This is a genomic window from Seohaeicola saemankumensis (assembly GCF_021021435.1).
Classification (GTDB): Bacteria; Pseudomonadota; Alphaproteobacteria; order Rhodobacterales; family Rhodobacteraceae; genus Seohaeicola.
The window spans coordinates 167897-189650 of sequence record NZ_JAINWI010000011.1 but is presented as its reverse complement, the minus strand read 5'-3'; the positions used below and the strand labels follow the sequence as shown (position 1 = coordinate 189650).

Here is a 21754-nt window from a genome sequence, read left to right as displayed (position 1 = left end):
GAAAATAAGGGGTAAGACATGAAGGCTTTGGTAATCTGCGGTCTGTCCTTGACCCTGCTCGCGGCATGCGGTGTGGAAAGCGCGCCGGTGCGGCCCTCGCTGGATGCGGGTGTGTCGATCGGACGGGGCGGCATCTACCCTTCTGCCAGTGTCGGTGTAGCCAAGGGACCGGTTAGCGTCAGGGTGGGGCTGTGATGTCCCTGCTCAGGATGATCTATCTGGCCCTCGCTATCTGGGGCGCGGTGCACCCGATGTACTGGTTCGTGACCTATATGGTTGAAGCCGGCACCGGCCTGTCCGGTCTGATCGACGCGTGGTATGTCAACGCCTCGACCACAGGGCTGACATGGGATCTGACCATCGCGGCGATCACGCTGACGGTCTGGATCATTGCGGAAGTTGCCGTGCGGCGGAACTGGCTGGCGCTGGTCGCTATCCCCGCGACGTTCTGCATCGGCGTCAGTTGCGGCTTGCCGCTTTACCTGTTTTTGCGGACGCGTCCGGTCTGATCGGGCGGGTTTCGATTATTTTTGGCAAGATGAAGCGGCACGTCGCGCGGGATTGAACGGGCCGCGTGTTTTGCTATGAGGCTGTGACGCAGCAGGGGAACGCGGGATGGACCATTTTCTGTATCACGGTGGCACGCTTTGTGCCGAGGATGTGCCGCTGGCCGAGATTGCGGCCTCTGTCGGCACGCCGTTCTACTGCTATTCCACAGCTACGCTGGAGCGGCATTTTAAGCTGTTCGACGAGGCTTTGGCAGGCATGGACCACCTTGTCTGTTACGCCATGAAAGCGGCCAGCAATGTCGCCATCCTCAAGGTTCTGGCGGAACTGGGTGCGGGCATGGATGTCGTGTCGGGCGGGGAATACCTGCGCGCCAAGGCGGCCGGTGTTCCGGGCGAGCGGATCGTGTTTTCCGGCGTCGGCAAGACCGGGGCCGAGATGCGGCTGGCGCTGGAAGGCGGCGTGCGCCAGTTCAACGTCGAAAGCGAGCCCGAGATGGAGGCACTGAACCGTGTGGCGCTGGGTCTGGGCACGGTGGCCCCCATTACCGTGCGGGTAAACCCCGACGTGGATGCGAAAACCCATGCCAAGATCGCAACCGGCAAGAGCGAGAACAAGTTCGGTATCCCGATTTCCAAGGCGCGCGAGGTCTATGCCCATGCCGCGCGCCTGCCCGGTTTGCGGGTGGTGGGCATCGACGTGCATATCGGCAGCCAGTTAACCGATCTGGAACCGTTTCGCCTTGCCTATCGCAAGGTGGCGGAACTGTGCGAGGCGTTGCGCGCCGACGGGCACCATATCATGCGGCTGGATCTGGGTGGCGGCCTTGGCATTCCCTACGAGCGCAGCAATGCCGCGCCGCCCCTGCCGCTTGATTACGGCGCAATGATTCGTGAAGAGTTGGGCCATCTCGGTTGCGAGATCGAGATCGAACCGGGCCGTCTGATCGCGGGTAACGCAGGTGTCATGGTGACGCAGGTGATCTATGTGAAACAGGGCGAGGGGCGGGATTTCCTGATCGTGGACGGTGCCATGAATGACCTCATCCGTCCCGCCATGTATGACGCGCATCACGATATCGTGCCGGTAATCGAACCTGTGCCCGGCACGGAAAACCGTGTCTATGACGTGGTGGGGCCGGTTTGCGAGACGGGCGATACCTTTGCGCGCCAGCGCGCGATGCCGCCGTTGCAGGCGGGCGATCTGGTTGCCTTCCGCTCGGCAGGTGCCTATGGCGCGGTGATGGCCAGCGAATACAATACCCGCCCCCTGATCCCCGAGGTTCTGGTGAAGGGTGATCAATTCGCGGTTATCCGCCGACGTCCGACCTTTGACGAAATGATAAATCGCGATACCATCCCCGAATGGCTCTGACGCTATCCCGCGCAGAGCCGCGGGATGATCGCATGGTTGAGACCCCAGAGACCCTGATGAAACGTCTGCGCTGGCCCCTGATGCTGACCCGCGCAGGGTTGCTGGCAGAGCGGGTCTGGCAGGCGTTCTGGCCTCTCTGGTCGGTCGTTGTTCTGGCGCTTGCCGCCTTGATGCTGGGTCTGCATGACAGTCTGCCTGTCGAGATTGTCTGGGCGGGTATTCTTGTTGCCGGTTTCAGCGCGCTTTTCAGTGCGATACGCGGTGCATTACGTTTCCGCTGGCCTGGCAAGGGCGAGGCGCTGGCGCGGCTGGATGCCAGCCTGGCCGGTCGTCCGATCTCGGCCGTGCTTGACCGGCAGGCTATTGGAAGTACCGATGATGCCTCAGTTGCTGTCTGGCACGCACATCAGGCACGGATGGCCAAGCGTGCCGCGCAGGCGCGCGCTGTCGCCCCCGATCTGGATATGGCTCCGCGCGATCCCTTCGCGACGCGTTATGTGGCGCTGTTGGCCTTGGCGGTGGCGGTGCTGTTCGGCTCGATCCTGCGCGTAGGATCAGTCGGCGAGATGACACCGGGCGGAGGACAAGCGCTGGCGGGCGGGCCGACATGGGAAGGCTGGATCGAACCACCAGCCTATACCGGACAGCCCACGCTCTATCTGGCTGACCAGGCCGGAGAAAGTATCGACGTGCCGCAGGGCAGCCGCATCACATTGCGGCTTTACGGGGAATTGGGTGCGCTTAGCGTCACGCAGGATGTGGCCGAGGCCGTGGGAACCGATATCGTCGATCCAGCAGCCCCCGCGCAGGATTTGACAGTGACCCGTTCGGGCAGTCTGACAATTGACGGTCCGGGGGGGCGCGACTGGGATGTGATCATGCGCCCAGATGCGGCGCCCCGGGTCATTTTTGGCGATCCGGCGCAGGGGGCGGGCGATGATATGATGGCCTTTGCGCAGGCCCGCGCCGAAGGGCAGATGACCCTGCCCTTTAGTGCCAAGGATGATTACGGGGTCATTGGCGGGCAGGCGCGGATCACGCTTGATCTGGCGTCGATCCCGCGCCGCCACGGGTTGCGATCCGACCCCGAGGAACGCGAAGCGATCATTCTGGACCTGCCCATGCCGATCACCGGCAACCGTGCTGCGTTCACTGAAACGCTTGTCGACAACCTGTCGGAACATCCTTGGGCCAATCTTCCGGTGACGGTCGAACTATCCGTCACTGATGCTGCGGGTCTGCAAGGCTCCAGCGGGCCAGAGCAGATAAACTTGCCCGCGCGGCGGTTCTTCGACCCGCTTGCCAATGCCGTGATCGAACAGCGGCGCGACCTGCTCTGGACAACGGACAATGCCCCGCGTGTGGCGCAAGTGCTGCGCACCATATCGCATCGTCCCGAAGAGGGACTTTTCCGGTCCGAGACGTCCTATCTCCGGCTGCGGGTGATCCTGCGGCGGCTGGAGGCAACAACGCGCTACGGATTGCAGCCAGACCAGCGCGACGAGATCGCGCAGGCTCTGTGGGATCTGGCGCTTGTCTTGGAAGAAGGCGATCTTGGCAGCGCGCTGGAACGTCTGGAACGCGCGCGCGAACGTCTTTCGGAGGCGATGAAGAACGGTGCATCGGACGAGGAGATCGCCGAGTTGATGCAGGAATTGCGGGACGCTACGCAGGACTACATGAACCAGATGGCGCAGCAGGCGATGCGCGACGGGACGATGCAGGACAGTCAGGACATGGCCGAGGGTGGCATGCAGATGGGTCAGGACGACCTGCAGGCCATGATGGACCGTATTCAGGAATTGATGGAACAGGGCCGCATGGCCGAAGCGCAGCAGGCGCTGGAAGAGTTGCAGCGCTTGATGGAGAATATGCAATTCGCGCAGGGTCAGGGCGGACAGGGCCAGCAATCACCCGGTCAGCAGGCGATGGAAGGTCTGGCAGAAACACTGCGCGACCAGCAGGGCCTGTCAGACGAGGCGTTCAACGACCTGCAAGAGCAGTTCAACCCCGGTGGAAATCAGGGCCAACAGCAAGGCCAAGGTCAACAGCAGAGTCAGGGACAGCAACAGGGGCAAGGCCAGCAGCAGGGGCAAGGCCAAGGGCAGGACAGCGGCGATCAGCAAGGTAACGGTCAGGGCACATTGGCCGAGCGTCAGCGCGCCTTGCGTGACGAATTGAACCGTCAGAGCCGCAAACTGCCCAATGTCGGTGGCGAGGCCGGAGAGGCTGCCCGCGACGCGCTGGACCGTGCGGGCCGTGCGATGGATGGTGCCGAACAGGCCTTGCGCGGTAATGATCTGGCCGAAGCGATCGACCAGCAGGCCGAAGCGATGGATGCGCTGCGCGACGGTATGCGGAATATGGGCGAGGCGATGGCTCAGGCCGAGCGCGAGCAGCGTGGCGGGCAGGGTCAGGAGATGGGGCAGGCCGGTGGCGAACGCCGTGACCCTCTGGGCCGAGACAGTGGTAGTGGTGGACAGGCAGGAACAGATGAAAACCTGCTTCAGGGCGAGGATGTCTATCGCCGCGCGCGTGACCTGCTTGACGAGATACGCCGCCGCTCGGGGGATGCCGCGCGACCCGAAGAGGAGTTGGATTATCTGAGGCGGCTTTTGGACAGGTTCTGATCACAGGGCAAACTGAAGGGATGATGTATGCCCCGTGGATGTATGCCCCGTGATTGGGCTAGGCCGGTTCAGCCGGTTCAACTGGTGCTGCCTGCAATATTTGCTAGCCAGCGCGACAGGTTCTGGACCTGATTGTCCAGCATGACGCGCAAGTCATCGACCGCGCCGACATAGCCGTCAAGCAGCGGCATCGCAGCGGGGACCATCTCGGCCAAGGCGGGGGCGAAGACGTAAAGCGCCAGAAAGATCATCGCGACCAGTAAAGTGACCGAGAAGCCGCGGCTGAAACTGCGTTTCGGCGCCGTCGCGGTCTCGCGCATCTCGGCGGTCTGGCCCGGTGTGTCGTGATCATCTGCACGCGCGGGGCGACGATCCGATGTGGAGCGCAGGCTTGAATTGATTTCCTCGATGTCGGGCAAAAGTCCGCGTCTTGATTCCGCAACTGCTGCTGCGGCGGCAGCCGCGATCCGGTCGTCTTCCGCGCTGGATTTGCGGGGCGCTGCGGTAGCTTGTGGCGCTGCGGGCTGTGCCGGTGGAGGGGGTGGCGGGGACGCAGACGCAGATGCTTGCGCGACCTCTACCTCGGTTCCGCGCAGACGAGCCACACGCTGGCGCGCCTCTTCCGATCTGCGTTGCGCGTCCAGATCCTGCGCGGCGGAGGCAGATTCAAGCCCCAGATCGGGCTGGCTTTCCAGTCCATGCGCGCGTTCGGCGGCGCGGGCGCGTGCCTCGCGCTCGGCCTCCTCGCGCAGAAGATCCGCGACCGAAGTGTCAAGCCCGCGCCGTGCCGGCGGCATATCCAGCGCCGGATCTTCCTCGTAATCGTCTTCGTCTATTTCGGGCAGGCGCGACGCCGGATCTTCAGGATCGGGAACTAGCGCCTTGTCGGATGGCGGCGCTTCGGTCAGGCGTGGATCGGTCGGGAACCCTTCCCACTCGTCCTCGGCGTCCTCATCGGGCCGCGTTGCCGCAACCTCGGACTCATCGGCCCAAAACTCCTGTTCCGCCGGTTCCTCTTCCTGTTCGGGAATGGCCTGCGAAGGATGGGCCTGAAACCATGTATGCCCACAGCTTGAGCACTGCACGTCCCGTCCGTTATCGGGAATGACGCTTTCCGGCACCTCGTATTGTGCCGCGCAATTCGGGCAAACTAACCGCATCTGTCCCCCCGCCGGGTTTGGTGTCTGACCTGTTTCCCGGTCCTGTGCTGTCCTGAACCTATCTTATGGTGTAAACCACTGGTGGAAAAGTGCAAAGGTCGGGCAGCGATCAAACACCGTCCGGATTGCAACACTGCTCGCATTGAGGCAATAGGGAACGGTAAAGAAAAGGGATCTTGCGTGATCGAGCTTGAGAAAGTCGCCATGAGCTATGGCGGTGGGGAATTGCTGGGCGATATTTCCCTGACGCTGTCGCCGGGATCGTTCCATTTTCTGACTGGACCGTCCGGTGCGGGCAAGACTACTTTCCTCAAGCTGTGCTATGGTGCCCTGACGCCGACAGCGGGCGATGTCCGCCTTTTCGGGACCGATCTGCGCGCCATGTCGCGCGATGATGTGGCGATGGCGCGGCGGCGGATCGGGGTGGTGCATCAGGATGTGCAATTTCTGGATCATCTGCCGGTGGCCGATAATGTGGCCCTGCCTTTGACTGTGTCGGGGCATGACCGCCTGCAAGAGACCGAAAATCTGACCGAGTTGCTGAACTGGGTGGGCCTGAGCAAGCGGGCCGATGCCTTGCCTGCCGAATTGTCGGGGGGCGAGCGCCAGCGGGCCGCCCTTGCCCGCGCCGTCATCATGTCGCCCGAAGTGATCCTTGCGGATGAACCGACCGGCAATATCGACTGGGAAATGTCCCAGCGCCTGTTGCAATTGCTCGTCGAATTGAACCGGATGGGCAAGACGATCATGATTGCCACGCATGATATGAACCTGATCCGCGCCGCCAAGTCGCAGGTGCAGGCCCGCGTCTTGCGGATATCGCAGCGGCGGTTGCAAGCGGCGGGGGTGGATTTGTGAAACCGGATTTCAACCGCATCGCGGCCTATCTTGTCGGCGACCAGCAAGCCGACAGGATGGTGCCACCTACGGGATTTACCGCCCGTCTGACGCTGTTTGCTGCGGGGGCGATGGCCTTTCTGACGGTTTTCGCGCTGGCTTTGTCGCTAGCAACAGGACGTCTGGCGGATCGCTGGAGCGACGAACTGGCCCGTGCCTCGACGCTGCGGATCTCGGCGCCGATGGACCAGCGGGCCGCCCAGACCGAAGCTGCATTGCGTTTGTTGCAGACCACGCCCGGTGTCGCCTCGGCCCGCGCTCTGGACGAGGCGGAGCAACGCGCGCTGCTGGAGCCTTGGTTCGGTCCCGACCTGCCGCTCGAGACCCTGCCCATCCCGCAACTGATCGAGGTGATCGAATCCCCCGAGGGTTTCGATGCCGCCGGTCTGCGCCTGCGACTGGCCGCCGAGGTACCAGGGGCGGTGCTTGATGATCACACCCGATGGCGGCGTCCGCTGGTCAGCGCGGCTGACCGTTTGCGTTTGCTAGGCTGGGTGTCGATTGCGCTGATCGGGGCGACAACTGCCGCGATGATCACCATGGCGGCGCAGGCGGCACTGGCTGCCAACGCACAGGTCATCGCGGTTCTGCGTCTGGTCGGGGCCCGCGATGTCTATATCGCAGGGGCATTTGTGCGGCGCTTCACGCTGCGCAGTCTGATCGGATCGGCTATCGGCACGGTCTTGGGCATGATTGCCGTTCTATTGCTGCCCTCGGCCCAAGCCGAGGCCGGTTTTCTGACGGGTCTGGGCTTTCAGGGCTGGCACTGGATTTGGCCTCTGGTTATTCCGCCTCTGGGTGGTGCCGTGGCTTTCGCTGCGACCCGCCATGCCGCCCACCGCACGCTGAGGGAGTTGACCTGATGGCCTATGCATGGCGCTGGCTGCGCTCGCTTGTTTTTGTGGGCCAGATGTATGCGATGATGCTGGTGATCGGCCTGCTCTACCTGCCTGGCGCGATCCTGTCGCCTGAAGGCGCGCGGCGCGGCTGCAAGGCCTATTGTCGCTGGGTTTTCTGGACTGCGCGCTGGATGGTGGGCCTGAATGTCGAGGTGCGCGGCACACCCCCCACAGGTGGTGCGCTGGTTGCCGCGAAGCACCAGTCCTTCCTTGATATCCTGATGATCTTCAACGCTTTACCAGCCGCTATCTTCATAATGAAACGCGAGATCCTCTGGACGCCGGTCATCGGACTTTATGCCTATCGTCTGGGTTGCGTGCCGGTAAACCGTGGCAAGCGCGGCGTAGCCATCAAGAAAATGCTGGGTGATGTCGCAGCAGGACATCAGGAACTGGGACAATTGATCATCTATTCGCAGGGCACCCGCGTCGCTCCCGGCGTCAAGATGCCCTACAAGATCGGGACGGGCGCGCTTTATGAACAGATGGGACAGGATTGCGCCCCTGTCGCTACCAATGTGGGCGTGTTCTGGCCGCGCACCGGCATTTTTCGCAAGCCGGGTCTGGCGGTGGTGGAATTCCTGCCGGTGATCCCTGCCGGGCTTGAGCGGGCGGATTTCATGGCGCGACTCGAGGCGGAGGTCGAGGCAGCATCCGACCGGTTGATCACCGAGGGGCGGAGCATGCTGAAGGAGGCATGAGATGGAGTTTATTGACCGGATCGAGGGGCTAGAGGCGCTTTATGGCCCGGCTTCGGTGGGATCGCAGCGCAAGGTCGCGCAGCATCTGACCCCCAGCTATCGCCGCTGGATCGAGGCTTCGCGCTTCTGCATCGTTTCGACAGTGGGCGGGGGTGGCACCGATGGCAGCCCGCGCGGAGATGACGGCCCCGTGGTGCGGGTGCTGGACCCTAAGACACTGGCGATGCCCGATTGGCGGGGAAACAACCGGCTGGATTCCTTGCGCAATATCGTGATGGACGGGCGGATTTCACTAATCTTTCTGGTGCCCGGGTCGCAAATCATGGTGCGCATCAACGGGCAGGCCAAGCTGACAGCGGATGAGGCCCTGCGGGACAGTTTCGCCAAGGATGGCGCGATGCCCGCCACGGTCATCGTCGTACGTCTGGGCGAGGTCTACGCCCAATGCTCGCGCGCGGTGATGCGCTCAGGCATCTGGGTGCGCGATGACGCGGTAGGGCTGCCCAGCCTAGGCGACATTCTGGCAGATGTGACCGCAGGCGAGCTGGGCGGCAGCGATTTCGACGCGGATTGGGAGAAACGGTCACTGGCGGCATTGTGGTAGCGGCCGCCGGATTTCGAGTATTTCTGGCAAGATTAAAGGGGGCGCTAGGCCCCCTTTTTCGTGGCGGTTTTACGCGTGGATCGGCCCGTCGCCGCAGGCAAGGGCTGCTTCGCGCACGGCTTCGGACACGGTGGGATGGGCGTGGCAGGTCAGCGCCAGATCCTGCGCCGAGGCACCGAATTCCATCGCCACGCAGATTTCGTGGATCAGATCACCCGCCGACGGGCCAATGATATGGGCGCCAAGGATGCGGTCGGTCTGTTTGTCCGCGAGGATTTTCACGAAACCGTCACCTTGGAACATCGCTTTGGCCCGCGCATTGCCCATGAAGCTGAATTTGCCAACCTTGTAGGCAACACCTTCTTCCTTGATCTGCTCTTCGGTCTTGCCGACATTCGCGACCTCGGGGTGGGTGTAGATCACGCCGGGGATCACGCCATAGTTCACATGGCCATGCTTGCCCGCCAGCACCTCGGCCACGGCCATGCCCTCGTCCTCGGCCTTATGGGCCAGCATCGGGCCGTCGATCGCGTCACCGATGGCATAGATGCCTTTGACATTGGTTTGCCAATGGGCGTCGGTCTGGATCTGTCCGCGCTTGGATGTCTCGATCCCCAGATCGGTCAGCCCAAGTCCGTCGGTGAAGGGCTTGCGGCCCGTGGCGACCAGCACACAATCGGCGTCCAGCACATGTTCGCTGTCATCTTTGCGCAGCTTGTAGGTGACCTTGGCCTTGGTTTTGAGGGTTTCGACACCCTGCACGGCGGCGCCCATCACGAAAGTCAGCCCTTGTTTGGTCAGCATGCGCTGGAAGGTCTTTTGCACCTCGGCGTCCATGCCGGGGGTGATCGCGTCCAGATATTCGACCACCGTGACCTGCGTGCCCAGACGGGCATAGACCGAACCCAATTCCAGCCCGATCACGCCCGCGCCGATAACAACCATGGTTTTCGGGATCTTGCCCAGCGTCAGCGCGCCGGTCGAGGTCACGACGATCTGTTCGTCCACCTCGACCCCGGGCAGACTGGCGGGGGCCGAACCTGTGGCGATCACGATATTCTTGGCCTCGTGCACCTCGTCGCCGACCTTGACCTTGCCCGCTTCGGGGATCGAGCCCCAGCCTTTCAGCCAGTCGATCTTGTTCTTTTTGAACAGGAATTCGATGCCCTTGGTGTTGCCTTCGACGGTTTCATCCTTGTAGGCGAGCATCTGTTTCCAGTCCACCGAGGGGGATTTACCCTTGAGGCCCATCTTGGCGAAGTTGTGCTCGGCCTCGTGCAGCATATGGCTGGCATGCAGCATCGCCTTGGACGGGATGCAGCCCACATTCAGGCATGTGCCGCCGAGGGTCTCACGCCCTTCGACACAGGCGGTTTTCAGGCCCAGTTGCGCGCAGCGGATGGCCGCAACATAGCCGCCGGGGCCTGCACCGATGATGATCACGTCATAGCTTGCCATGGGGAAGTCTCCTTGAGGCCGTGGAAATTTCAAAAGGGATATGCTGCGCCTTGGGCATCAAACGAGTGCTGCCAGCAGCATGAGGGTGGTGGCGGAAAAACCGACCATCCAGATGAGAGAGCGCCACGGCACAAGACCGAAAGCATAGGCGGGCACATACAGTACACGCGCCACCAGATAGGCCCAGCCACAGGCGGCCGTGAAGCTGCTTGACTGGTCCGACAGGGTGACCACGACAACCGCGAGGGTAAAGAGGATCAGCCCTTCGAAATGGTTGTCGAGGGCGCGGAACAGCCTTCCAGTGCGGGGGCTGACCTGTTCGATCAGCGGTTTGCCCAGACGGTCGGGATCCCGTGGGCCAAGGGTTTTGCCCGGCCCCAGTTCCAGATTGGCCGGAATCGACATCAGGGCAAATTGGACGACTTGCAGCAGACCGGCAAGGGTCAGGGCGGTCAATTCCGGCGTCATGGTCATGCGGTCGGCCTTTCGCGGCGGGTCCAGAGGTTCAGCGCCTCTGGGGTCAGGATGGCGGATTTGCGGCTGGTGAACCAGTCAAAACAGGCATTTTCTGCCGCCGATATCGCAGGATCGGCCCGCATTACAGCCAGGCGCGCCTGCGTATCCGGCCAGTGGCGCAGGATGGTACGATCCTCGACATCGTTCTTGTTGGCGCTGCGGTGCCAGTTAGACCCAAGGTGATATTTCGTCTCGCCGGTCTTGCCCTGACCATCGCCGCGATCATTCTTCATCATGAACAGGTCACGTGATTTGACTGCGTAATGGTTGATCCGCGCGGTCGCATTTGTGGCGGCCAGATCATGCGGGCGAAAGCGGCTTGAGCGTTCCTGATAGAGGCTGGCGGACTTTAGCGCCACCCCGTCGGGGTTGACCACAACGGGGCTGTCCACCAGCGGGTCGCGCGGATTGTGGTCCGTGGCGGCTGCGAAACTGGCGACGCGGAACAGGCATTTCGATTTGGCAACACGCGGTTCGGGGGCCGGTTCGGCACGGGTGAAGCTGGGCAGGACGGCCATGCCCGGCGTCCACTCGGCCAGCCCCGCATCGCCGAACAATTGCCACGGGATCGCAACGACATCGGCCTCGGATGCGTTCGGCATCAGGTCCGGAAGGTGGCCATTCCCTGCGGTGATGTTCAGGAATTCGTCGCTGTCGATATGCAACAGCCATGTGACATTCCGCGCACGCGCCCAATCGAGGGCCAGCGCCATACCGCTGTCTTGCGGGGCAGTGCCGTCAGGCACGTTCTGGCGGATATGGGTCAGATGACCCGCTGCCGCCAGCGTGTCCAGCAATGTATCCGATCCGTCCGTGCAGTCATTGCTGACCACGACGACATGATCGAAGCCAAGGCATTGGTGATAGGCCAGCCATTCCAGCACGAACAGCCCTTCGTTCCGCATACAGCAGACGAGGGCTGTCTGATCCGATGCAGCGGTCGAAGGTGAAATGGGGGACATGGTGTGCACCAAAAGGGCAAGGCAAGGGCGCGCAGGTTACGCGCCCTTCGGATGTGACAGGATCACAGATCCATCAGCAGGCGACGCGGGTCTTCCAGTGCTTCCTTGACACGCACAAGGAAGGTCACGGCGCCTTTGCCGTCCACAACACGGTGGTCGTAGGACAGCGCCAGATACATCATCGGCCGGATTACCACCTGACCGTTGATCGCCACGGGACGATCCTGAATCTTGTGCATGCCCAGAATACCCGATTGCGGGGGGTTCAGGATGGGCGAGGACATCAGCGAGCCGTAGACGCCGCCGTTCGAGATGGTGAAGGAACCGCCCTGCATTTCAGCCATTGACAGCTTGCCGTCGCGGGCGCGCACACCCAGTTCGGCGATCTTCTTCTCGATCGCGGCAAAGCCCATCTGGTCGGCGTCGCGCACCACAGGCACAACCAGCCCGGTGGGTGTGCCAACAGCGACACCCATATGCACGAAGTTCTTGTAGACGATGTCGGTGCCGTCAATTTCGGCATTCACTTCGGGCACTTCGCGCAGCGCGTGGCAGCAGGCCTTCACGAAGAAGGACATGAAGCCCAGTTTGACGCCGTGTTTCTTCTCGAAGATGTCTTTGTATTCCTTCCGCAGATCCATCGTCGCGGTCATGTCCACCTCGTTATAGGTGGTGAGCATGGCGGCGGTGTTCTGCGCGTCTTTCAGGCGGCGCGCGATGGTCTGGCGCAGGCGGGTCATCTTGACGCGTTCCTCGCGGGCGGCGTCATCGGTGGACACGGGTGCGCGCGGTGCGCTGGCCACAGAGGGGGCTGCAGGCGTGGCAGAGGTGCCTGCGGCGATGGCTTTTTGTACGTCTTCTTTCATGATGCGTCCGTCACGGCCCGATCCTGTTACGGCGTCGCGGCTGATGCCGGCCTCGGCCATGGCTTTCTTGGCAGCAGGAGCGTCTTCCACGTCCTTGCTGCCGGATGCTGCGGCTTTGGGGGCCGCGGCCTTGTCTTCGGCCTTCTCGCCCGATTTGGCAGCGGGGGCCGTGCCGGAAGATGAAATCACGGCCAGTTTCGCGGAGGCATCCACGGTTGTGCCCTCGGCCGCCACGATCTCGGCCAGCACGCCAGCGGCGGGGCTTGGCACTTCGACGCTGACCTTGTCGGTTTCCAGTTCGCACAGCATTTCATCCTGCGCGACGGTGTCGCCGACCTTCTTGAACCAGGTCGAGACTGTCGCCTCGGACACGGATTCGCCAAGCGAGGGGACCATGACATCGACGCTGTCGGATTTGGCCGCTTTTGCGGGGGCAGCCTCGGATTTTTCGGCTTTTTCCGTCTTGTCGGCCTTAGCCGCGGGCTTTGCAGCCTCGCCTTCATTGATTGTGGCGAGCAAGGCATCCACGCCCACGGTCGCGCCCTCTTCGGCCACGATATCGCCCATCACACCGGCGGCGGGGGCAGGCACTTCGACGGTGACCTTATCGGTTTCCAACTCGCACAGCATCTCGTCGGCGGCAACGGGATCGCCCGGTTTCTTGAACCATGTGGCGACCGTGGCCTCGGTCACGGATTCGCCAAGGGTGGGGACGCGGACTTCGGTTGTCATGGGTTAGTTCCCTTTGATGGTCAGCGCTTCGTCAACCAGCGCCTGTTGTTGTGCTTTATGCGTCGAGGCCAGACCCGTCGCAGGCGAGGCGCTGGCAGCGCGGCCTACATAGACCGGACGCTGATGCTTGGCCTTGATCCGGCCCAGCACCCATTCGACATTGGGCTCGATGAATGTCCACGCGCCCTGATTTTTCGGCTCTTCCTGACACCAGACCATTTCGGCCTGCGGAAAGCGTTCCAGTTCCTTCACGAGGGACATGGCGGGGAAGGGATAAAACTGTTCGATCCGCAGCAGATAGATATCGTCGATTCCGCGCGCATCGCGTTCTTCCAGCAGGTCGTAATAGACCTTGCCTGAACACATGACGACGCGCTTGATCTTGTCATCCGCAGCCAATTTCGTGTCGGAATGACCCCGTTCGGCATCATCCCACAGCACGCGGTGGAAGCTGGAACCGGTGGTGAAATCAGCAGCATCCGAAATGGCCAGCTTATGGCGCAGCAGGGATTTCGGCGTCATCAGCATCAGCGGTTTGCGGTAGGTGCGGTGCAGCTGGCGGCGCAGGATGTGGAAATAGTTGGCCGGGGTCGTGCAGTTGGCCACGATCCAGTTATCCTGACCGCACATTTGCAGGAAGCGTTCCAGACGGGCGCTGGAATGTTCCGGCCCTTGCCCTTCATAGCCGTGCGGCATCAGACAGACGAGGCCGGACATGCGCAGCCACTTGCTTTCGCCCGAGCTGATGAACTGGTCGAACATGATCTGCGCGCCGTTGGCGAAATCGCCGAACTGGGCTTCCCACATTACCAGCGCGTTGGGCTCGGACAATGAATAGCCGTATTCGAAACCCAGAACCGCATATTCCGACAGCATCGAGTCGATGACCTCGTAACGGGCCTGACCCTCGCGGATGTTGTTGAGAGGATAGTAACGCTCCTCGGTGTCCTGATTGATCAGGGCCGAATGGCGCTGGCTGAACGTGCCGCGTGCGCTGTCCTGACCGGACAGGCGGACCGGATAACCCTCAAGCAGAAGTGAGCCAAAGGCCATTGCCTCGCTTGTGGCCCAGTCGAAACCCTCGCCTGTCTCGAACATCTTGCGCTTGCTTTCCAGCAGACGCTCGACGGTCTTGTGCATCGGGAAATCGTCCGGCGCACGGCTCAGCGCCTCGCCAATCTGTTTCATGGTCTCAGGCTTGATGGCAGTCTTGCCGCGCTGGTATTTCTTCTGGTCACGGCGGTCCAGATGCGACCAGCGCCCGTCCAGCCAGTCGGCCTTGTTGGGTTTGTAATCCTTGCCCGCCTCGAATTCCTCGTTCAGGCGGGACTGGAATGCGGCTTTCATATCCTCGATCTCGCCCTCGGGGATCAGGCCGTCGCGCACCAGACGTTCGGTATAGAGGCTGAGCGTCGTTTTCTGCTTCTTGATCTTGTTATACATGATCGGGTTGGTGAACATCGGCTCGTCGCCTTCGTTATGTCCGAAGCGGCGGTAGCAGATGATGTCCAGCACGACATCCTTGTGGAACAACTGGCGGAATTCGGTCGCGACGCGTGCGGCATGCACCACGGCCTCGGGATCGTCACCGTTGACGTGGAAAATCGGCGCCTCGACCACCAGCGCGTTATCCGTGGGATAGGGGCTGGAGCGGCTGAAATGCGGCGCAGTGGTGAAACCGATCTGGTTGTTGACCACGATATGCATCGTGCCGCCGGTCTTGTGACCGACCAGACCCGACAGCGCGAAACATTCAGCCACCACACCCTGACCGGCAAAAGCCGCATCGCCGTGCAGCAACACAGGCAGAACCTGCATGCGCTGGGTATCGTTCATCTGCGCCTGTTTGGCGCGAACCTTGCCCAGAACCACAGGGTTCACGGCCTCAAGATGCGAGGGGTTGGCGGTCAGCGACAGGTGAACCGCGTTGCCGTCAAATTCGCGGTCGCTTGACGCACCGAGGTGGTATTTCACATCGCCGGAGCCGTCCACGTCCTCGGGCTTGAAGCTGCCGCCCTGAAATTCGTTGAAGATCGCGCGGTAAGGCTTGCCCATGACGTTGGCCAGCACCGACAGGCGGCCACGGTGCGGCATGCCGATCACGATTTCCTTGACGCCAAGGCTGCCGCCGCGCTTGATGATTTGCTCCATCGCGGGGATCAGGCTTTCGCCGCCGTCCAGACCGAAACGCTTGGTGCCCATGTATTTGACATGCAGGAACTTCTCGAAACCTTCGGCTTCGACCAGCTTGTTCAGGATCGCGCGGCGTCCGTTCTTGGTAAAGGTGATTTCCTTGCCGTAACCCTCGATCCGCTCTTTCAGCCATGCGGATTGTTCGGGGTCGGAGATATGCATGTATTGCAGGGCAAAGGTGCCGCAATAGGTGCGCCTCACGATGTCGATGATCTGCCGCATTGAGGCAATCTGCAGGCCCAGCACGTTGTCGATAAAGATCGGGCGATCCATGTCGGCCTCGGTGAAGCCGTATGATTTAGGATCAAGTTCGGGATGCGGGACAGGGTCGCGCATGCCCAGCGGGTCCAGATCGGCGGCCAGATGGCCTCGGATACGGTAGGCGCGGATGATCATCAGCGCGCGCACGGAATCCAGAACGGCCCGCTTGACCTGATCGTCGGTTACCTTGATGCCGGTCTCGGCGGCCTTGGCGGCAATCTTCTGTCCCGCCGCGCGGGTTTCGACGGGGGCTGGCCATTGGCCGTCCAGCGCGGAAGTCAATTCGTCGGATGGCGCAGGCGGCCAGTCGGCGCGCGCCCAGCTTGGGCCTTGCGCTACGCGTTGCACATCGTGATCGGTGTCACCCATCGCCCTGAAAAATGCCTGCCACGCTTCATCGACCGCATTGGGGTCGCTGGCATAGCGGGCATAAAGCTGTTCCAGATATTCCGCGTTGTGCCCCTGCATGAAGCTGGAGGCGTGGAAAACGTCGTTGGGGGATTGCTCGGTCATGTGGTGATTCCCAATCAGGAGGTCGGGGCCGTGCAGAGGCGCGGCAGGGAGGTTCAATATGCCTTTGAGGTGTTCAGGCTTCTGGTTCTCGCGGTGGACGTCATGTCTTTTCTATTTCAACTCCGCGTTGACCGCTTTCAGGGCTGCGGCTTGCAAAGCTGCTTCCATGTTATGTTTGGCCCCCGCCACCTTGACCAACGATGCACGCAAACCACGGGCTTTGGCTGCGGCAAGGTAAGCCTCGCTGAGTTGCGGTGTGGTGTTGTCGTCATTCGCCCCGACAACCAAAGTGATGCGTGTGCCATTGGCTATTCGGGGAATCTGGAGATGCGGTGACTGAGCTTCGCTTTGCCGCCACGCAGAACGCCCGCGTGACTTGCGCCAAGTGGCGATATCGCAGGGGCAAGACACCAGAACCGCGCGCTGGACAAGACCGGGTGCAAGTCCAAGCACGCCACCGATCTGCGCTGCGCCGCCGGAATGACCGACGGCCACAACACGGGATGTGCCGACTTGTTTTGCCATCGCCTGAATGGTTTGGGCGACGGCAAGATTGTTTTTCTGGGTGTAGTGATCGGAACGATTGCTGTTCGATCCTTTCGACCTAAGCCCCGCTCCGTCGGAATAACCCGGACGTAGCAGGGCAAGAACGCTGACGCCCTTGTTGGCGGCAGCAATCTGGCTGGCAAGGCTGTAATGATAATTGGCTGGTCCACCTCTGCTCAGGTCGCCGTGAAGCACGACGACCAAAGCACGATTGCCCGACCCGAAAAGTTTGCCCTCAAGCGGACCTGCGGACTGCGCCATCGCGGCCGTCACAAAGACGACCGAGACAAGCGCCGCCAACAGGCCACGAATAAGAGCAACCAGATTCATCCGATCGCCTTCAATACGGCCTCGCCCAGACCGGCGGGGCTTTCAGCCACGATGATCCCTGCGGATTTCATCGCTTCGATCTTGCTTTCCGCATCGCCCTTGCCACCGGCGACGATGGCACCAGCATGGCCCATGCGGCGGCCTTTGGGGGCTGTGCGGCCCGCGATAAAGCCAGCGGTCGGCTTCCAGCGGCCGCGCTTTTTCTCGTCCTTGAGGAACTGCGCCGCTTCTTCTTCCGCACTGCCACCGATCTCGCCGATCATGATGATCGACTGGGTTTCGGGGTCGGCCAGGAACATTTCCAGCACGTCGATATGCTCGGTTCCCTTGATCGGGTCGCCACCGATCCCCACGGCCGAGGACTGGCCCAGACCGGAATCAGAGGTCTGTTTGACCGCTTCATAGGTCAGCGTGCCCGAACGCGAGACCACGCCGACAGAGCCACGCTTGTGGATATGGCCGGGCATGATGCCGATCTTGCAGGCACCGGGCGTGATGACGCCGGGGCAGTTCGGCCCGATCAGGCGGGATTTCGATCCCTCCAGCGCGCGCTTGACCTTCATCATGTCCAGCACCGGAATGCCTTCGGTGATGCAGACGATCAGTTCCATCTCGGCGTCGATCGCTTCCAGGATCGAGTCCGCTGCGAAGGGTGGCGGCACATAGATCACCGAAGCATTGGCGTCGGTCACATGCTTGGCCTCATGGACCGAGTTGAAGACCGGCAGGTTCAGGTGGGTGGACCCCCCTTTGCCCGGCGTCACACCGCCGACCATCTTTGTGCCGTAGGCAATGGCCTGTTCCGAGTGGAAGGTGCCCTGCGAGCCGGTGAAGCCCTGACAGATAACCTTGGTGTTTTCGTTTACGAGAACTGCCATGCTCTTATCCCTTCACCGCTTTGACGATCTTTTCGGCGCCATCGCGCAGGTCGTCTGCCGCGATCACATCCAGACCGGAGTTGCGGATGATATCCTTGCCCTTGTCCACGTTCGTGCCTTCCAGACGCACGACCAGCGGCACTTTCAGGCCGACTTCTTTCACCGCGGCGATCACGCCCTCGGCGATCACATCGCAGCGCATGATGCCGCCGAAGATGTTGACCAGAATGCCTTTGACGTTGGGGTCCGAGGTGATGATCTTGAACGCCTCGGTCACTTTTTCCTTGGTTGCACCGCCGCCCACGTCGAGGAAGTTGGCAGGCTCGGCCCCATAAAGCTTGATGATGTCCATCGTGGCCATCGCCAGACCCGCACCATTGACCATGCAACCGATCTCGCCATCCAGCGCGATGTAGTTCAGGTCGTATTTCGACGCAGCGAGTTCCTTGGGATCTTCTTCGGTCTCGTCGCGCAGGGCGGCGATATCGGCATGGCGGTAAATCGCGTTGCCGTCAAAGCTGACCTTGGCATCCAGCACCTTGAGATCACCCTTGTCGGTCACGATCAGCGGGTTGATCTCGAGCATCTCCATATCCTTCTCGACGAAGGCTTTGTAGAGCAGACCCATCAGGTTGACGCACTGCTTGATCTGCGCGCCTTCCAGACCCAGCGAGAACGCGATGCGGCGACCATGGAAACCCTGATAGCCGCTGGCTGGATCGACGCTGAAGCTGAGAATCTTTTCAGGTGTATGCTCGGCCACTTCCTCGATATCCATGCCGCCCTCGGTGGAGCAGACGAACGAGATGCGGCTGGTCTGGCGATCTACCAGAAGTGCAAGGTAAAGCTCGGTCGTGATGCCCGAACCGTCTTCGATATAAATGCGGTTAACCTGCTTGCCCGCAGGACCTGTCTGATGCGTGACCAGTGTGCGGCCCAGCATCTTCTTGGCTTCCTCGGCAGCTTCTTCGACCGATTTGGCAAGACGGACACCGCCTTTTTCACCGGCATCGGCTTCCTTGAACTTGCCCTTGCCGCGCCCGCCCGCATGGATCTGCGCCTTCACGACCCAGAGAGGGCCATCCATCTCGCCCGCTGCGGTTTTGGCTTCTTCGGCCCGGAAGACGACACGCCCGTCCGAGACCGGGGCGCCGTAGGTGCGAAGGAGGGCCTTCGCCTGATACTCATGAATGTTCATGAAATTGTCCCGTCTTGCTGCATTCAAGGCGGGGTGTGACACAAGGTTGCACGAATAATAAACGGTTTTTTGCGCTTTTGGGGGTTTTGAGCGTGAAATTCGACGTTTGTGATCACACGCTTAAAATCTGTGATCACAAAGCTGGATTCACGAGGATTGGCCTGTCTGGTAAAGAATCAGGGCTGGCACTTGGCCAGCCCCGACAGGATGTATCACAGGTTTCGCCAGCGAAACCTGTTTCGGGTGCGGATCATGCCAGCGAGGAGTCGATTTCCTTGCAAGCGGCAACCAGACCTTTGACTGCGTCCACGGACTTGTCGAACATCGCCTGTTCGTCCTTGTTCATGGTGATATCCACGACTTTTTCGATGCCGCCAGCACCGATCACGGTGGGCACGCCGACATAGAAACCCTTGAGGCCATAAGCGCCGTCAACATATGCCGCGCAGGGCAGGACGCGCTTTTGGTCTTTCAGATAGGCTTCGGCCATTTCGATGGCGGATGTAGCAGGTGCATAGAAGGCCGAGCCGGTTTTCAGCAGGCCAACGATTTCCGCACCACCGTCACGGGTGCGCTGTACGATCGCATCCAGCTTGTCCTGCGTGGTCCAGCCCATCTTGACCAGATCGGGCAGCGGGATACCGGCCACGGTGGAATAGCGCACCAGCGGCACCATCGTGTCGCCATGACCGCCCAGAACAAAGGCGGTGACATCGCGCATCGACACACCGAATTCGAGGCTCAGGAAGTGGCGGAAGCGGGCGGAGTCAAGAACGCCGGCCATACCGCAGACCTTGTGATGCGGCAGGCCCGAGAATTCGCGCAGTGCCCAGACCATCGCGTCTAGCGGGTTGGTGATGCAGATCACGAAAGCATCGGGGGCATATTTCGCAATGCCTTCACCCACGGATTTCATGACCTTGAGGTTGATACCCAGCAGGTCATCACGGCTCATGCCCGGCTTGCGGGGGACGCCGGCAGTGACGATGCAGACATCAGCGCCTGCGATATCCTCGTAGGACTGGGTGCCACGCAGCGCCGCGTCGAACCCTTCCGAGGGGCCGGATTCCGCGATATCAAGCGATTTTCCTTCGGGCGTGCCTTCGGCAATGTCGAACAGGACGATATCGCCCAGTTCCTTCAGCGCGGCGAGGTGGGCAAGCGTGCCCCCGATCTGTCCTGCGCCGATAAGGGCAATCTTGGGTCTGGCCATTTCAACGGTCTCCGGTTGGTTGAATTTGCCGCATGGCCTAGTCCCTTCCGCGCCCTCGCGCAAGGGTGCTGCGCTGCGCTGCGGCAGCAAGAGGGGCTGTTGCCTGCCGGCGGATGCCGCTAAATGCGTGACAGGGCATAATTTTCAGGAGCAGGGCCGAAGATGGAGCTGGACTTGCAGTTTTTCATGGTGGCGGCTCCGGCGGTTCTGTTTGCAGGGATTTCCAAGGGCGGTTTCGGGTCAGGGGCCGCTTTCGCCGCCGCTTCGATTCTGGCGCTGGTGCTGGAGCCGGGGCAGGCGCTGGGCATCATGTTGCCGCTTCTGATGCTGATGGATGCGGCCAATCTGCGCCCCTACTGGAAGAAATGGAGCGCGCCTGACGCCAAGCTGCTGATCCTCGGCGCATTGCCGGGGGTCGCCTTGGGCGCGTGGCTCTATACCATTGCCAATGCCGATGTATTCCGTCTGCTGATCGGGGTCATTTCTGTGGGCTTCGTGGCATGGCAGTTGGGTTTGAAGCTTGGCTTGATCCGCGCAGCGCGGGCAGAGTTGCCCCTTTGGGCGGGGGCGCTGGCGGGGGCGACTGCGGGGTTTACCAGTTTCGTCAGCCATGCGGGCGGACCGCCCGCCGCTGTGTGGCTGTTGTCGCGCAAGCTGGGCAAGACCCCGTTCCAGGCGACAACGGTGATTGTCTTCTGGGCGGTCAATATCGCCAAATTCGTGCCTTATGCCTTTCTGGGCATTTTCACGGCGCAAACATTGCTGGCCGATCTGATCCTTGCCCCTGTTGCCTTGCTGGGGGCATGGCTGGGCGTGAAGGCGCATCACGTCGTGCCGGAACGGGCCTTCTTTGCCCTGACCTATGTTTTGCTGACGGTGACGGGGTGCAAGCTGATCTGGGACGCGCTGACCTGAAACAGGGGCTTCAGGCCCCGTTACCTTTGGCAGGCGGGGCGTCGGCCAGCGCCTCGAACGCCTGACCGCTGGCGACGAGGCAGGTGATTCCGTTGGGCAGGGTGACTGTGATCGTCCAACTGCCGCTGTCATTGCTGGCAAAAACCTCGACCACAGCATTGTTCGCGCCCAACCCCATCGACCGGCGCGTTTCGCCATAGGTATTGGCCAGCCGGTCCACGACCGTGTCGCGTGGCGCACAGTTGCGGGTATCCAGCGCGATGGCGGGCGCGGCCAACCCCAGAAGGCTCAGCGTTGCCGTCAAAACAGTCTTCGCATGTCGCATTGTGCCAGCCTTTCCCGATATGCCACCTGTCCAGATTGCGGTGGCAAGGTTTCATTAAGGTTAACGATGCGCGCCA

At 61.6% G+C, this 21754-nt stretch carries 20 protein-coding genes; 9 read left to right on the top strand and 11 right to left on the bottom strand.

All coding sequences use genetic code 11. The annotated features are described in order from the left end of the window. The first annotated feature begins 18 nt into the window (after window positions 1-18). From K7H22_RS09210 to K7H22_RS09195, 4 genes are all read left to right on the top strand, one after another. On the top strand, window positions 19-195 hold the full coding sequence (locus K7H22_RS09210; RefSeq protein ID WP_230800451.1) for a hypothetical protein: 177 nt from the start codon (window positions 19-21) through the stop codon (window positions 193-195). Continuing rightward, entirely contained in the window at window positions 195-509 is a 315-nt protein-coding gene (locus tag K7H22_RS09205; protein WP_230800450.1) for a DUF2834 domain-containing protein, read from the top strand. Before K7H22_RS09210 ends, K7H22_RS09205 begins: the two co-directional genes overlap by 1 nt. A 106-nt stretch (window positions 510-615) precedes the next feature. Next, window positions 616-1881, top strand: coding sequence for a diaminopimelate decarboxylase (gene lysA / locus K7H22_RS09200; RefSeq protein WP_230800449.1), 1266 nt, complete (start codon window positions 616-618; stop codon window positions 1879-1881). A gap of 32 nt (window positions 1882-1913) precedes the next feature. Continuing rightward, window positions 1914-4511: a TIGR02302 family protein gene (locus K7H22_RS09195; RefSeq protein ID WP_230800448.1), complete on the top strand. Its 2598-nt coding sequence runs from the start codon at window positions 1914-1916 to the stop codon at window positions 4509-4511. Between the two features lie 77 nt (window positions 4512-4588). Here K7H22_RS09195 and K7H22_RS09190 read toward each other — a convergent pair whose 3' ends face one another. Then, on the bottom strand, window positions 4589-5671 hold the full coding sequence (locus K7H22_RS09190) for a zinc-ribbon domain-containing protein (protein WP_230800447.1): 1083 nt from the start codon (window positions 5669-5671) through the stop codon (window positions 4589-4591). Between the two features lie 180 nt (window positions 5672-5851). Between K7H22_RS09190 and K7H22_RS09185 the strand changes: the two genes are divergently transcribed. Genes K7H22_RS09185 through K7H22_RS09170 form a run of 4 tightly spaced genes read left to right on the top strand, consistent with a single transcriptional unit; the run spans window position 5852 to window position 8772 of the window. Continuing rightward, window positions 5852-6529, top strand: a complete 678-nt coding sequence (locus K7H22_RS09185; RefSeq protein ID WP_230800446.1) for a cell division ATP-binding protein FtsE — start codon at window positions 5852-5854, stop codon at window positions 6527-6529. Between the two features lie 56 nt (window positions 6530-6585). Then, window positions 6586-7431 (top strand): cell division protein FtsX, encoded by an 846-nt coding sequence (locus K7H22_RS09180; RefSeq protein ID WP_230800582.1) that lies wholly within the window; start codon window positions 6586-6588, stop codon window positions 7429-7431. Then, on the top strand, window positions 7431-8168 hold the full coding sequence (locus K7H22_RS09175; protein ID WP_230800445.1) for a lysophospholipid acyltransferase family protein: 738 nt from the start codon (window positions 7431-7433) through the stop codon (window positions 8166-8168). The genes K7H22_RS09180 and K7H22_RS09175 overlap by 1 nt, the downstream gene beginning before the upstream one ends. Before the next feature lies 1 nt (window position 8169). Beyond that, window positions 8170-8772 (top strand): pyridoxamine 5'-phosphate oxidase family protein, encoded by a 603-nt coding sequence (locus tag K7H22_RS09170; RefSeq protein WP_230800444.1) that lies wholly within the window; start codon window positions 8170-8172, stop codon window positions 8770-8772. 69 nt (window positions 8773-8841) lie between these two features. Here K7H22_RS09170 and lpdA read toward each other — a convergent pair whose 3' ends face one another. The 9 genes from lpdA to mdh all read right to left on the bottom strand — a co-directional run bounded on the left by lpdA (window position 8842) and on the right by mdh (window position 20438). Beyond that, a complete protein-coding gene (lpdA, locus tag K7H22_RS09165) occupies window positions 8842-10230 on the bottom strand; it encodes a dihydrolipoyl dehydrogenase (RefSeq protein ID WP_230800443.1) in 1389 nt (462 codons plus the stop codon). Between the two features lie 57 nt (window positions 10231-10287). Next, window positions 10288-10698 (bottom strand): MAPEG family protein, encoded by a 411-nt coding sequence (locus K7H22_RS09160; RefSeq protein ID WP_230800581.1) that lies wholly within the window; start codon window positions 10696-10698, stop codon window positions 10288-10290. A gap of 2 nt (window positions 10699-10700) precedes the next feature. Further along, window positions 10701-11708 (bottom strand): glycosyltransferase family 2 protein, encoded by a 1008-nt coding sequence (locus K7H22_RS09155; RefSeq protein WP_230800442.1) that lies wholly within the window; start codon window positions 11706-11708, stop codon window positions 10701-10703. Window positions 11709-11770: 62 nt separating this feature from the next. Continuing rightward, window positions 11771-13306: a 2-oxoglutarate dehydrogenase complex dihydrolipoyllysine-residue succinyltransferase gene (odhB, locus tag K7H22_RS09150; protein ID WP_230800441.1), complete on the bottom strand. Its 1536-nt coding sequence runs from the start codon at window positions 13304-13306 to the stop codon at window positions 11771-11773. Between the two features lie 3 nt (window positions 13307-13309). Next, complete coding sequence (locus tag K7H22_RS09145; RefSeq protein ID WP_230800440.1) at window positions 13310-16273, bottom strand: 2-oxoglutarate dehydrogenase E1 component; 2964 nt, start codon at window positions 16271-16273, stop codon at window positions 13310-13312. Between the two features lie 111 nt (window positions 16274-16384). Next, window positions 16385-17149, bottom strand: coding sequence for an alpha/beta hydrolase family protein (locus K7H22_RS09140; RefSeq protein WP_230800439.1), 765 nt, complete (start codon window positions 17147-17149; stop codon window positions 16385-16387). After that, the gene (gene sucD / locus K7H22_RS09135) at window positions 17146-18027 is read right to left on the bottom strand and encodes a succinate--CoA ligase subunit alpha (RefSeq protein ID WP_230800438.1); all 882 of its coding nucleotides are present in this window, start codon (window positions 18025-18027) and stop codon (window positions 17146-17148) included. Before sucD ends, K7H22_RS09140 begins: the two co-directional genes overlap by 4 nt. 4 nt (window positions 18028-18031) lie before the next feature. Next, a complete protein-coding gene (gene sucC / locus K7H22_RS09130; RefSeq protein ID WP_230800437.1) occupies window positions 18032-19225 on the bottom strand; it encodes an ADP-forming succinate--CoA ligase subunit beta in 1194 nt (397 codons plus the stop codon). A gap of 250 nt (window positions 19226-19475) precedes the next feature. Next, entirely contained in the window at window positions 19476-20438 is a 963-nt protein-coding gene (gene mdh, locus K7H22_RS09125; protein ID WP_230800436.1) for a malate dehydrogenase, read from the bottom strand. A gap of 162 nt (window positions 20439-20600) precedes the next feature. Here mdh and K7H22_RS09120 point away from each other — a divergent pair, with 162 nt between their 5' ends. Continuing rightward, window positions 20601-21353, top strand: coding sequence for a sulfite exporter TauE/SafE family protein (locus K7H22_RS09120; RefSeq protein WP_230800435.1), 753 nt, complete (start codon window positions 20601-20603; stop codon window positions 21351-21353). 10 nt (window positions 21354-21363) lie between these two features. Here the strand turns inward: K7H22_RS09120 and K7H22_RS09115 are convergent, their stop codons facing one another. Then, window positions 21364-21678: a hypothetical protein gene (locus tag K7H22_RS09115; protein WP_230800434.1), complete on the bottom strand. Its 315-nt coding sequence runs from the start codon at window positions 21676-21678 to the stop codon at window positions 21364-21366. Window positions 21679-21754 lie beyond the last annotated feature (76 nt).

Coding starts and splice junctions, on each gene's coding strand:
- K7H22_RS09175 (WP_230800445.1), top strand. CDS start 7,431: ATGGCCTATGCATGGCGCTGGCTGCGCTCGCTTGTTTTTGTGGGCCAG.
- mdh (WP_230800436.1), bottom strand. CDS start 20,438: ATGGCCAGACCCAAGATTGCCCTTATCGGCGCAGGACAGATCGGGGGC.
- K7H22_RS09160 (WP_230800581.1), bottom strand. CDS start 10,698: ATGACGCCGGAATTGACCGCCCTGACCCTTGCCGGTCTGCTGCAAGTC.
- K7H22_RS09120 (WP_230800435.1), top strand. CDS start 20,601: ATGGAGCTGGACTTGCAGTTTTTCATGGTGGCGGCTCCGGCGGTTCTG.
- K7H22_RS09190 (WP_230800447.1), bottom strand. CDS start 5,671: ATGCGGTTAGTTTGCCCGAATTGCGCGGCACAATACGAGGTGCCGGAA.
- sucD (WP_230800438.1), bottom strand. CDS start 18,027: ATGGCAGTTCTCGTAAACGAAAACACCAAGGTTATCTGTCAGGGCTTC.
- K7H22_RS09115 (WP_230800434.1), bottom strand. CDS start 21,678: ATGCGACATGCGAAGACTGTTTTGACGGCAACGCTGAGCCTTCTGGGG.
- K7H22_RS09140 (WP_230800439.1), bottom strand. CDS start 17,149: ATGAATCTGGTTGCTCTTATTCGTGGCCTGTTGGCGGCGCTTGTCTCG.
- K7H22_RS09145 (WP_230800440.1), bottom strand. CDS start 16,273: ATGACCGAGCAATCCCCCAACGACGTTTTCCACGCCTCCAGCTTCATG.
- lpdA (WP_230800443.1), bottom strand. CDS start 10,230: ATGGCAAGCTATGACGTGATCATCATCGGTGCAGGCCCCGGCGGCTAT.
- lysA (WP_230800449.1), top strand. CDS start 616: ATGGACCATTTTCTGTATCACGGTGGCACGCTTTGTGCCGAGGATGTG.
- odhB (WP_230800441.1), bottom strand. CDS start 13,306: ATGACAACCGAAGTCCGCGTCCCCACCCTTGGCGAATCCGTGACCGAG.
- sucC (WP_230800437.1), bottom strand. CDS start 19,225: ATGAACATTCATGAGTATCAGGCGAAGGCCCTCCTTCGCACCTACGGC.
- K7H22_RS09180 (WP_230800582.1), top strand. CDS start 6,586: ATGGTGCCACCTACGGGATTTACCGCCCGTCTGACGCTGTTTGCTGCG.
- K7H22_RS09170 (WP_230800444.1), top strand. CDS start 8,170: ATGGAGTTTATTGACCGGATCGAGGGGCTAGAGGCGCTTTATGGCCCG.
- K7H22_RS09205 (WP_230800450.1), top strand. CDS start 195: ATGTCCCTGCTCAGGATGATCTATCTGGCCCTCGCTATCTGGGGCGCG.
- K7H22_RS09155 (WP_230800442.1), bottom strand. CDS start 11,708: ATGTCCCCCATTTCACCTTCGACCGCTGCATCGGATCAGACAGCCCTC.
- K7H22_RS09210 (WP_230800451.1), top strand. CDS start 19: ATGAAGGCTTTGGTAATCTGCGGTCTGTCCTTGACCCTGCTCGCGGCA.
- K7H22_RS09195 (WP_230800448.1), top strand. CDS start 1,914: ATGGTTGAGACCCCAGAGACCCTGATGAAACGTCTGCGCTGGCCCCTG.